Source organism: Pseudomonas sp. Q1, assembly GCF_009935975.1.
Classification (GTDB): domain Bacteria; phylum Pseudomonadota; class Gammaproteobacteria; order Pseudomonadales; family Pseudomonadaceae; genus Aquipseudomonas; species Aquipseudomonas palleroniana.
In genome coordinates this window covers 346,480-356,996 of the sequence record NZ_QODI01000005.1, presented here as the reverse complement: position 1 = coordinate 356,996, position 10,517 = coordinate 346,480, and the positions used below count along the sequence as shown (strand labels likewise).

10 protein-coding genes and 1 pseudogene are annotated in these 10,517 nt (G+C 60.0%); 2 read left to right on the top strand and 9 right to left on the bottom strand.

Going from position 1 to position 10,517, the window contains the following annotated elements; genetic code table 11:
• Positions 1 to 521, bottom strand: a 521-nt coding sequence (locus DK870_RS10730; RefSeq protein ID WP_218580469.1) for an AlgP family protein, incomplete at its 3' end; no start/stop codon positions are given.
• Positions 522 to 713: 192 nt separating this feature from the next.
• On the opposite strand from DK870_RS10730, the gene DK870_RS10725 reads away from it, so the two are divergent.
• The gene (locus DK870_RS10725; protein ID WP_104995000.1) at positions 714 to 1,391 is read left to right on the top strand and encodes an FKBP-type peptidyl-prolyl cis-trans isomerase; all 678 of its coding nucleotides are present in this window, start codon (positions 714 to 716) and stop codon (positions 1,389 to 1,391) included.
• A 53-nt stretch (positions 1,392 to 1,444) separates the two neighbouring features.
• Here DK870_RS10725 and DK870_RS10720 read toward each other — a convergent pair whose 3' ends face one another.
• From DK870_RS10720 to DK870_RS10690, 7 genes and pseudogenes are all read right to left on the bottom strand, one after another.
• Positions 1,445 to 1,903 (bottom strand): Rsd/AlgQ family anti-sigma factor, encoded by a 459-nt coding sequence (locus DK870_RS10720; RefSeq protein ID WP_060753603.1) that lies wholly within the window; start codon positions 1,901 to 1,903, stop codon positions 1,445 to 1,447.
• A gap of 208 nt (positions 1,904 to 2,111) precedes the next feature.
• Positions 2,112 to 2,633 (bottom strand): annotated as a pseudogene (locus tag DK870_RS10715) (disulfide bond formation protein B).
• A gap of 235 nt (positions 2,634 to 2,868) precedes the next feature.
• The gene (locus DK870_RS10710) at positions 2,869 to 4,110 is read right to left on the bottom strand and encodes a heme biosynthesis protein HemY (RefSeq protein ID WP_090368018.1); all 1,242 of its coding nucleotides are present in this window, start codon (positions 4,108 to 4,110) and stop codon (positions 2,869 to 2,871) included.
• Positions 4,111 to 4,115: 5 nt separating this feature from the next.
• A complete protein-coding gene (locus DK870_RS10705) occupies positions 4,116 to 5,228 on the bottom strand; it encodes a uroporphyrinogen-III C-methyltransferase (RefSeq protein ID WP_090368016.1) in 1,113 nt (370 codons plus the stop codon).
• Positions 5,229 to 5,246: 18 nt separating this feature from the next.
• Positions 5,247 to 6,005: a uroporphyrinogen-III synthase gene (locus DK870_RS10700; protein ID WP_161548617.1), complete on the bottom strand. Its 759-nt coding sequence runs from the start codon at positions 6,003 to 6,005 to the stop codon at positions 5,247 to 5,249.
• The gene (gene hemC, locus DK870_RS10695) at positions 6,002 to 6,943 is read right to left on the bottom strand and encodes a hydroxymethylbilane synthase (RefSeq protein ID WP_104995002.1); all 942 of its coding nucleotides are present in this window, start codon (positions 6,941 to 6,943) and stop codon (positions 6,002 to 6,004) included. Before hemC ends, DK870_RS10700 begins: the two co-directional genes overlap by 4 nt.
• A gap of 138 nt (positions 6,944 to 7,081) precedes the next feature.
• On the bottom strand, positions 7,082 to 7,828 hold the full coding sequence (locus tag DK870_RS10690; protein ID WP_060753609.1) for a LytTR family DNA-binding domain-containing protein: 747 nt from the start codon (positions 7,826 to 7,828) through the stop codon (positions 7,082 to 7,084).
• 503 nt (positions 7,829 to 8,331) lie between these two features.
• On the opposite strand from DK870_RS10690, the gene argH reads away from it, so the two are divergent.
• Entirely contained in the window at positions 8,332 to 9,726 is a 1,395-nt protein-coding gene (gene argH / locus DK870_RS10685; protein ID WP_034110688.1) for an argininosuccinate lyase, read from the top strand.
• Positions 9,727 to 9,784: 58 nt separating this feature from the next.
• Here argH and DK870_RS10680 read toward each other — a convergent pair whose 3' ends face one another.
• Complete coding sequence (locus tag DK870_RS10680; RefSeq protein WP_060753610.1) at positions 9,785 to 10,444, bottom strand: glutathione S-transferase family protein; 660 nt, start codon at positions 10,442 to 10,444, stop codon at positions 9,785 to 9,787.
• Between the last annotated feature and the right edge of the window lie 73 nt (positions 10,445 to 10,517).

The following is a 10,517-nucleotide window of genomic DNA, read 5'->3' as shown; positions in this document are numbered from 1 at the left end:
GCAGCTGGCTTGGCGGCTGGTTTCGCAGCAGCGGTTTTGGCAGCTGGCTTGGCGGCTGGTTTCGCAGCAGCAGTTTTAGCAACTGGTTTTGTCACTGGCTTGGCTACCGCTTTTGCAGGGGTACGAGAGCCCAGTACTTTAGCGACGGCTTCCTTCACACGCCCCACGCCCTGTGCCAATTTCAGGCTTTCCTGAGCATCTTTTTTGAGTTGGGAAATGTAGGTGCGGGTTTCAGCTTGGCGATCCTTGAGGGCGTCGAGCAAGTCCTCAAGTTCTTTGACAGCGTCTTTAGCTTTGGCTTGAGCCTTGGCCTTGCCGGCAGTAGCGGCGTCTTGCAGTTTGGTGCGGGATTTGTGCAGTTTCTCTTGCGCTTTACCGCGTTGTTTTTCCAGTTTGGCGAGCAGCTTTTCTGCATCGGCCAAGGCTTGGGAACACGCGCTTTCAAGATGTTCGAGCAAGCTGCCCGAAAGTTGTTGGAGCAAGTGCAACGGGGTATTTACAGGCTTCTGTTTGGCCGACATGGTTTACCTCCTGGCTGACGTGGGTGCGGCTCATACTAGCCCTCTGCTCTTACCGCCGCTAGGGCATGTTGACAGTATCATTTGCCTCGCGTTGCAACGTGAGAAAATTCTTATCGATATAACGAAAAACCACGGCACTTTTTACCGACTCACACTGGCATAATCCGTCGCACTTTCGCCGGGAGAATGCCCATGTCGCGTTACCTTTTTCTAGTGCTTGGCTTGGGGATTTGCGTGGCCAACGCGAACGAGCAATCCGCCTCCAAAACCACCGCGCCCGACCCGCACGACCTCGCATACAGCCTGGGTGCGAGCCTCGGCGAACGACTGCGCCAGGAAGTCCCGGACCTGCAGATCCAGGCGCTCGTCGACGGCCTCAAGCAGGCTTATCAAGGCAAGCCGCTGGCGCTGGATAACACGCGTATCGAACAGATCCTCGCCCAGCATGAGGCACAGAGCGAAGCCGACGCCCAAGCTCCGCAGAGCGAAAAAGCCCTCGCCGCCGAACAGCAATTCCTGGCCCAGGAAAAATCAGCCAAGGGCGTGCGCGAATTGGCGGATGGCATCCTGCTCACCGAGTTGATGCCAGGCACGGGCAACAAGCCGTCAGCAACTGATGAGGTGCAGGTGAAATATGTAGGGCGGTTGCCCGACGGGACGGTTTTCGATCAGAGCACGCAACCGCAGTGGTTCCGCCTGGACAGCGTGATCAGCGGCTGGCATTCAGCGTTACAACAGATGCCGGTAGGCGCGAAATGGCGTCTGGTCATTCCATCTGCACAGGCCTATGGCGCAGACGGCGCGGGCGAGTTGATACCGCCGTATACACCGTTGGTATTCGAGATCGAACTGCTGGGTACGCGCCACTGACCCAATAAAAAACGGTGCGCCATGCGCACCGTTTTTTGTACGGCGATCAAGGGTCAAGCCTGAGTAACAGGTTCTTCCTTGTGAGCGTTGTGCAGCACTTCGATCAAGCAGTCTTCCAGCTCGAAACGCTCATGCAACAGCGCGCCCAGTTCTTTGAATTTTTCCGCAACACATTGTCCTGCATCGCACAGGTCAGTGAACGCCAGCAGTTTCTCAGTGATGGCATCGATCCGCGGGTAGATCGTCTCGGCCAGTTCCAGCCCACGCTGATCGTCAAAGGCTTGCGCCTCCTCGGTCAGTTGCTCGTAGACACCAAAATGGCCAGCAGACACATAGTCCACCAACACACCACAGAAGTCCTGCAACGGTTCGCGGTTCTCAGCCAGAGCTTCGGGCTTGGCACCGAGAGCATCAAAGGCCCGAACCAGTTCGTGACGTGCCTTCAGCCAGCTATCGATCAGCTTGTGCACCCCACCCCAGCGTTCCTGAGCATTCTGACAACTTTCCAGCATGATGATCTCTCTTCCCTATAGGGGCGCTGCTGCCTTGTGCCCGCGCAACATTCAAGGATAAAGCAGCAGCCGGACAAGGCCGCGTCCGATAAACAGATTTGATAACGCGTGCGGGCCAGATTATGCCCGCATGACTATGGCTTCAAGGTACGCAGGAGAGAAAGTTCATACAAGTGTTTAATCCCATCCTACAACTTGAACCTCATATTCATGGCAGTGCAATGCGCAAACGTTGGCTGAACAACAGCCGCGAAAACTGCATGATTCCCAAAATAAGCATCGCTAAAAAGAACAACAGACTCCATTCAGGCAAGCTCAGGTCGAACAGCGTCCAGTTGATCTCGACGCAATCGACCGTGCCGTTGAAAACCGACCGTACCGCCTGCCAAAAGGAAAGGTTTTCAATCATGTACTGGAGGCTCGGCCAACAATCTTAAATCTGGTCCGATGCCGCGTTCTGCAGTAATACCTGACGTACTGCGGTGATGGCGCCGAAGCATGAGCACGCCATGCTCGCCAGCCCGTACAGGTAGAGGCCCGGCCGCGCTGGGTTATGAAGGGCCGCGATCAGGTTGATCAGCGCATAGGCAGCGAGAAACAGCCGCTGTACCTGGCACAGGAAGCAAGGCTGTAACAGCGCGCCGTATTCCAGGTAGAAAGACGCGCCCAACGTCAGCCCACCAACCATGAACGCCAGGAAAAACATAGAGCGTAAGGGGGCCAAAGACATTGTTTATCCGTACCACGAAAGATAGGTCGCTACGGTAGAGGAAAGGCCCGACCCCTTTCAATACGCGCTAGAGCAGACAATTCCGCGAAACCGTAGAGACATCCCGCCAGAATCGGGAGGAAACTCCGCAATTGCACGTAGGAATTGAAGAGCAGGACATTTACAACAAGGGTTTGTGCAAAGTTCAGGGCTGGCTGTCAGATAGCTCCGCACCAACCCTTCCCCCTTTTCGACCTCAAACCCGCGCGGGCACGGGTAATGGAGCGGCCAACAGACGGTTGTCGAGCAACCCCAGGCCCTCCTGGAACAGCTGGTTGCTGCGCTCGGTATCACCCAATTGGGCCAGCAGGCGGGCCAGCTCGGCGCAAGCCTCTGGGTTGCGCTGTACCTGCAGGCTGCTCTCCAGGTAATCCCGCGCTTTGCCCCACAAACTATTTTGCAGGCATAGGCGACCCAACGTCAGAAGCAGGCTGGCGTCACCCGAATGATCCTTGAGCCAGCTTTCGGCAAACTTGAGCTGACGGGCCGGGTCGCTGCCGCGCAACAACCCATAAAGCCGCATGAGATGACTGTCGTAGCCGCGCTTGATCGCACCGCGCAGCACTTCTTCGGCCTTGGCATCAGCGCCCAGTCGACGCAGTTGGTCGGCGTAGGCCAACACCAGTTGCGGCTCCTGGCGCTGGGCGGAAGTCAGTTGCTCCCAGGCCCGTTCAAGCGACTGCAAGCCGGCTTCGCCATGCTCTTCACGCTGGGCCGCCACGCCCAGGTTTTCACCCCAGGCGCGACGCTCCAATTCAGCCAGCTCGCTGGCAGGAAGCACCTTGTCCTTGCGCAGCTCCGGTAACAAGCGAATGACCGACGCCCAATCACCTCGCTGCTGATGCAGGCGCTGCAACTGGCGCAATACCTGAGCGTTATGCGGGTGGCGCTCGTGCATGGCCTGCAGAGTGACCAGGGCGCCGTCGGTATCGCCACGGTCCATCTGCAATTGCGCATGGCTCAAGGCAATGGCCAGTTCCGCCTGGGGCTGGCGCTCCAAAGCGCGTTCCAACAAACCGTCGGACTCTTCGTAACGCCCCTGCTCATTGGCCGCACGTGCTGCGCCAAGGTAATACAGCAAGGGTTGACGCTCCGCCTCGGCGGCGCGATGCAGATGGCGCTCGGCGCTGGCCCAGCGGCCCTCGGCAAGGTCCATCTGGCCCTGCTCGATCGCAATCTGTACCCGACGACTGCGATTGCGCCGCGACCATGGGTTGACCACCCCCCCGGAGGTGGTGATCAGGCTCAATAAAACGCGGGCCAGGTAGATCGCCAGGCCAATGGCACACACCGCCACCAACGTGGCCCACAAGCTCGACTCGTAATGCAGCACATGGGGATAGGTAATCAGCACGTAGCCGGTGTGTTTCGAAATGCCCACTGCCAATGCCAGAGCGATTGCAATCGCCAGCACCAGGACCACATAGAAACGTTTCATCGGCTCTACTCCTGGGTCGCCGGCGTGCCCGCCGATGCTTTGGCTTCATCGGCAGACAGGTGACGACGCTCAAGATACGCCTGCACTGCCGCGAGACTTGCCGCCAGGTCCGGCGTCACCACCGAAACTGCCTTGGGCTCCAGTTCAGCGATACGCGCCAGCATCGCTTTGCTCTGCGGGTTGTCCTGGTTGAAGTTGTCCTGCAGCACGCTGCGCGCCTCAGCCAGAGAGCGGCTGTACACCGCCGCCTCACCGTTGAGCGCCGCCCATTGGGCTTGCTCCAGAGCCAGGCTCAGGGCCAGGCGTACCTGGTTCAAGCCCTGGCCGGCCAGCAGTGGGCGAATATTATCGTCGGGGTTGAAGTCGATGCGGAAGTAGCGGGAAATCTGCTCCCACCATTCGCTCAAGCGGTTGTCTGTATCGGTGGTCGGACGCCCTTGGGAGGCAGGCTCGGTGAGCTGGTATTCAGGTGCGACAGCCGCCAGTTGCACAATCTGGTCACGCAGCGCGGCCAATTGCAAGTACAGCCCGGTGCGGTCCGGCTGCTCGGTGCTACGCAGCGCGGCAAGGCTCTTGGCCAACTGCTCGCGGGCGGCGAAGGAGCCGGGATCGCTCTGTTCGCGAATAATTTCGTCGGCGCCCTGGACCAGCGACTGAGCGCTGTTGATGTCCTGCAGGGCGGACAAACGCAAACTGGCCAGACGAATCAAGTGCTCGGCCTCGGCCAGACGCCAATCCTTGCGGCTGGCGCCCAGCACCGTTTCCAGGCGCTGGCTCAAACGTTGCTGGTCGCCCTGCAACTGGGCCACCAGGCGGCGGCGCTCCTCCAGCTCGTCAGCACTGGGCAACTGCGCCAGCCGCGCCGTCAGCTGTTGCTGGCTCTGCTTGAAGGATTGGGATTGGTCGTCGAGGCTTTGCACTTGGCTCAACTGCTGCTGGTTACTGGCCTGCAGGCTGCGCACCTGCCAGATTCCCCAGCCGCCGGCGGCAACACCTGCGGCGCCCAGCAGCAGGGCGAGGATCGCCAGGCCATTGCCACGGCGTGGTTCGGTGACCGGTGCAACCGGCGCATCGAGCGCGGGCTGAGCTTCATCTTTAGGCAAGGCTGTTTCGCTCACGTATCCGTCCTTTGCGTATCAGAGAGTGGGAACGGGAAAGCTCCGTAACGCCACTAACAAAGCCGCGGCACTCGCACCGCGACAATCCACAACTTTTTCTGCGCCCGCAGCCCGCGCCATCTCAAAGACTCGCGGGCTGGGCACGAACAATGGCAGCCGTGCCACCTGTGGCCAGTCCGGCCCAGCCAGGGCTTGCAGGTGCAGCAAACCCTGCCCACTGCTGACCACCACGCCGTTCAAGCGTTCCAACTGGATGCGTTGCATCAGCACCCCAGTGTCATAAGCCGGCAAGAAACGGCGATACAACTCCAGATAGTCGACACTAGCACCTTGTTCGCGCAAACGCTCAGCCAGCAGCTCTCGGCCGCCCTCACCCCGCAGGATCAATACACGGGCGCCTGGGCCTGCGATAGCCTCACGCAGGGTCGGCAATGCAAGCAAGGCCTCGCTGTCGTCGCCGGTTTGCGGATATTGAACGTTGAGGCCGTGATCGGCCAGTACCTGTGCGGTGGCCGCGCCGACACTGAACCAGGACAGTTGCGGCCAGACTCGATCCAACTGCTGCAAGGCCAGGCGTGCGGCAGGCTTGCTCACCACAATCACCGCACAATAGCGGCCCAGGCCACTAAACACAGCTTGTTGCTCAGCCGTGACCGGCAAAGCTTCGATATCCAGCAAGGGCAGGCTGCTGCTGAAAATGCCGGCCTCGGACAATGACGCCGCCAGCGCCATCGACTCTTCGGCTGGCCGCGTCAGCAGCACACGCCACTGGGTCACTGCGGACCCGCCTCACCGTAGACCTTTTGCAGAATGGCGCCGGCACCCTTGGCCAACAGTTCCTCAGCCACCTGGATGCCCAAGGCTGTGGCGTCACGCTGTGCCCCACGCACTTGAGCGGTGAGCAACGTGCCGCCGTCCGGGTCGCCTACCAAGCCACGCAGCCAAAGGTTTTCACCTTCAAGCACGGCATAACAGGCAATCGGCACCTGGCACCCCCCGTTAAGATGCTTGTTCAGGGCGCGCTCGGCGGTGACACGGACTTCAGTATCCGGATGATCAAGGGGCTTGAGCAGGGCGTGAATTTCACTGTCGGCGGTACGGCATTCGATGCCCACGGCGCCCTGCCCGCCTGCGGGCAAGCTGTCTTCGACGCTGATCGGCGAAGTGATGCGGTCTTCGAAGCCCAGGCGGATCAAACCGGCGGACGCGAGAATGATCGCGTCGTACTCTCCGGCGTCCAGCTTGGCCAGGCGGGTATTGACATTGCCACGCAGGAAGCGGATCTGCAGGTCCGGGCGACGGGTGAGCAACTGCGCCTGGCGACGCAGGCTGGAGGTGCCGACGATACTGCCCAACGGCAGTTCGTCCAGAGACTTGTAGGTATTGGAAACAAACGCATCACGCGGGTCTTCGCGTTCGCAGATGCAATACAGGCCCAGGCCTTCGGGGAAGTCCATGGGCACGTCTTTCATCGAGTGCACGGCGATATCGGCTTCGTTTTCCAGCAGTGCGGTTTCCAGTTCCTTGACGAACAAACCCTTGCCGCCGATCTTCGACAGGGGCGAATCCAGCAGTTTGTCGCCGCGACTGACCATGGGCACCAGGGTCACCTTGAGACCCGGATGGGCCTGTTCAAGACGTGCTTTGACGTATTCGGCCTGCCACAAGGCCAAGGCGCTTTTACGGGTGGCGATGCGGATTTCGCGAGAGGACATGGATCAATCCGTACTGAATAGATACGGCAGATAATAACAGCTCAGGCAGACACGCTTTGATTTGAATCAGCAAGTGCGGGGCCTCCCTGGCCGCATCGCACCGGGATCGGGGCTGAAAACCTCGCCGCAGCCTTTGGGCTAAAGCTGCTGCATCATCTTGCGCACACCCGCGACATGGCGTCGGCTGACGATCAGGGCATCACCGTTAAGCCCTTTCAAAAACAGCTGAAAGTGCCCAAGGGGGGTGCGCTGCAGGCGCTCTATTCGCTCACGGGCCACCAACGCGTTGCGATGGATACGCACGAAGCGGTCGCCGAACTCATCCTCGAGGGCCTTGAGGGGCTCATCAAGCAACACCTCGCCCGCCTCGTGCCGCAGGGTCACGTATTTGTGGTCGGCAATAAAGTAGACCACCTGGTCCAAGGGGATCAGCTCGATACCCTTGCGGGTGCGCGCACTGATATGGCTGCGCGGCCCGTTGCCACTTTGGGCGGCGGGCAGCGTCAGGGCACCGAGTTGGACGCGGTTTGGGCGCTCGGCCTTTTTCAGGGCCTTGAGCAAGGCTTCGCCAGTCACCGGCTTGACCAGGAAGCTGACGCCACTGGCCTCAAGCGTGGGTGCGGCGAACTCTTCGTGAGCGGCGCACAACACCACTGCGGGTGGCGACTCTCGCTCGCTCAAGCGAGCCGCGACTTGCAGGCCATCCAGGCCTGGCATGCGGATATCGAGCAACACCACATCCGGCTTGAGGCTGTCGATCAGCGTCAACGCCTCCTCGCCGTTGGTGGCGCTCGGTTCAAGGACTGTATAACCCTCGAGTTCACTGACCAAACGGCTCAGTCGCTCGCGGGCTTGGGGTTCGTCATCAACGATCAGGACATTCATATTGCGCTGGATTCCTGCGTGAGTCTCGCACAAGGATAGCGTAGACAGGTGCGGTGACTTGCGTCACAGCGATCCACGCTAAGACTAGCGCGAGCGGCAAAAAGTGCCCCAAGAGTGGCACCCATATTTACCCGGACCTGTTCAATTGCGCCCAAGACCGCCTGCCTCAGGGCATCGTCGTAGGGTTTACTGATACACAATCCGAATACCCCCCTTTTCTAATGGATAGTCAGGGCTTCGACCGCATCACCCGACTTTGGTGCATTCACGCTCTATCAGTGCAACTGTAGACGCTCACTGAGACCACATTGCTCAATCGTCAAATATCGTTTCAATAAACATCTGGCTCCAGTCTCTTCCCGGACGCGTTCGGCGGCAAGGCACTTAGCCACCCTTTGTACAAATAAAAATGCCGACCACCCGCAGCACCGCCTCCCCAGGCAACCCTGTTATTATCGCCGGTACACCTCCATGCCTCTTTTAAGCAGATCACGAGCGAATCCATGAGCACCGACAAGACCAACCAGTCCTGGGGCGGCCGCTTCAGTGAACCCGTCGACGCCTTCGTCGCCCGCTTCACCGCCTCCGTCACCTTCGACCAGCGCCTGTACCGCCACGACATCATGGGCTCGATCGCCCACGCCACGATGCTGGCCAAGGTGGGCGTGCTGACCGACGCCGAGCGCGACAGCATCATCGACGGCCTGACCACCATTCGCGGTGAGATCGAAGCCGGTACGTTCGACTGGCGCGTCGACCTGGAAGACGTGCACATGAATATCGAAGCGCGCCTCACTGATCGCATCGGTGTGACCGGCAAGAAGCTGCATACCGGTCGCAGCCGTAACGACCAGGTGGCCACCGATATCCGCCTGTGGCTGCGCGACGAAATCGACCTGATCCTGTCCGAGATCACCCGCCTGCAAAAAGGTTTGCTGGAGCAGGCCGAGCGCGAATCGGACACCATCATGCCCGGCTTCACCCATCTGCAGACTGCACAGCCTGTAACCTTCGGCCACCACCTGCTGGCCTGGTTCGAAATGCTCAGCCGCGACTACGAGCGCCTGGTGGATTGCCGCAAACGTGCCAACCGCATGCCGCTGGGCAGCGCCGCGCTGGCCGGTACCACGTACCCGATCGATCGTGAGTACACCGCACAACTGCTAGGTTTTGACGCCGTTGGCGGCAACTCCCTGGACGGCGTGTCGGACCGTGACTTCGCCATCGAATTCTGCGCCGCAGCCAGCATCGCGATGATGCACCTGTCGCGCTTTTCCGAAGAGCTGGTGCTGTGGACCAGCGCGCAATTTCAATTCATCGACCTGCCAGACCGCTTCTGCACCGGCAGCTCGATCATGCCGCAAAAGAAAAACCCCGATGTGCCCGAGCTGGTGCGCGGCAAGAGCGGTCGCGTGTTCGGTGCACTGATGGGCCTGCTGACCCTGATGAAAGGCCAGCCGCTGGCCTACAACAAGGACAACCAGGAAGACAAGGAGCCGCTGTTCGACGCGGCCGATACCCTGCGCGACTCGCTGCGCGCCTTTGCCGACATGATCCCGGCGATCAAGCCCAAGCACGCAATCATGCGTGAAGCGGCCCTGCGTGGGTTCTCCACCGCGACCGACCTGGCGGACTACCTGGTGCGCCGTGGCCTGCCGTTCCGTGACTGCCATGAAATCGTCGGGCATGCCGTCAAATACGGCGTGGATACCGGCAAGGACTTGGCGGAAATGAGCCTGGAAGAGCTGCGCCAGTTCAGCGACCAGATCGAGCAGGACGTGTTTGCCGTGCTGACCCTGGAAGGCTCGGTCAACGCCCGCAACCACGTGGGCGGCACTGCGCCGGCGCAGGTCAAGGCAGCCGTCGCGCGCGGCCAGGCACTGCTCGCCAGCCGCTGATGCATGCTTGTGGGAGGGGGCTTGCTCCCTCCCACATTTTGAACAGCACCCATGCTGACTATTTCTTGGCAGCGATCATCGCCAAAAATGCTGGCATCGCCGCTTCCCTGTCCGCCGCCACCTTCTGGGCATTAGGCATGGCGTGCAGTCGCTCCAGCAACGCCTTGGCCTTCTCCAGACCTTCCAGAAAATCCAGCCCGAACAGCTTTTCGCCTACCGCACAGGCAAGGTTCACGCTGTACATGAAATAGAGGTCGGCAATCGTCAAACTCTCACCCGCCACATACGGTGCAAATTTGCCGTGGCGCCCTAATGATGCGATCCCCAACAGCAAATCAGCCTTGGATTTCTCCTTGATTGCGTCCGGCACCGGCATACCGAAAAATGCCTCGGCAAAACACGCGCGGGCCGGTAACTCGATATACAGTTCAATTTCCCGGCACAGCGCCAACACCTGGGCGCGCTGAAACGGCTCGCCCGGCAACAGGGCAGGGCCTTCCTGGGTTTGCTCGATATATTCAAGGATCACGCTGGTCTCATTGATGAAACCCTGCTTCACGCCCAGCACCGGCACTTTGCCACGCGGGCTTACCGCCAGTGCCTCTGGAGTCTGACTTGGGAAAAACAGCACTTCCTCAAACGGCAGTCCTTTCTCCATCAGCGCCAGTTTGACCATGTTGTAGTAGTTACTGACCGAAAAACCGTAAAGCTTGAGCATTGCGCGTGCCTCCATGCCATGTGTGGGGTTGGCTGCAAGCGTTATAGCCTCCCGAACCCGACCTTGCCAGCAG

Bases quoted from the DNA above. Each gene is read 5' to 3' on its own strand.
- DK870_RS10725 (WP_104995000.1), top strand. From the start codon at position 714: ATGTCGCGTTACCTTTTTCTAGTGCTTGGCTTGGGGATTTGCGTGGCC.
- DK870_RS10720 (WP_060753603.1), bottom strand. From the start codon at position 1,903: ATGCTGGAAAGTTGTCAGAATGCTCAGGAACGCTGGGGTGGGGTGCAC.
- DK870_RS10710 (WP_090368018.1), bottom strand. From the start codon at position 4,110: ATGAAACGTTTCTATGTGGTCCTGGTGCTGGCGATTGCAATCGCTCTG.
- hemC (WP_104995002.1), bottom strand. From the start codon at position 6,943: ATGTCCTCTCGCGAAATCCGCATCGCCACCCGTAAAAGCGCCTTGGCC.
- DK870_RS10690 (WP_060753609.1), bottom strand. From the start codon at position 7,828: ATGAATGTCCTGATCGTTGATGACGAACCCCAAGCCCGCGAGCGACTG.
- argH (WP_034110688.1), top strand. From the start codon at position 8,332: ATGAGCACCGACAAGACCAACCAGTCCTGGGGCGGCCGCTTCAGTGAA.
- DK870_RS10680 (WP_060753610.1), bottom strand. From the start codon at position 10,444: ATGCTCAAGCTTTACGGTTTTTCGGTCAGTAACTACTACAACATGGTC.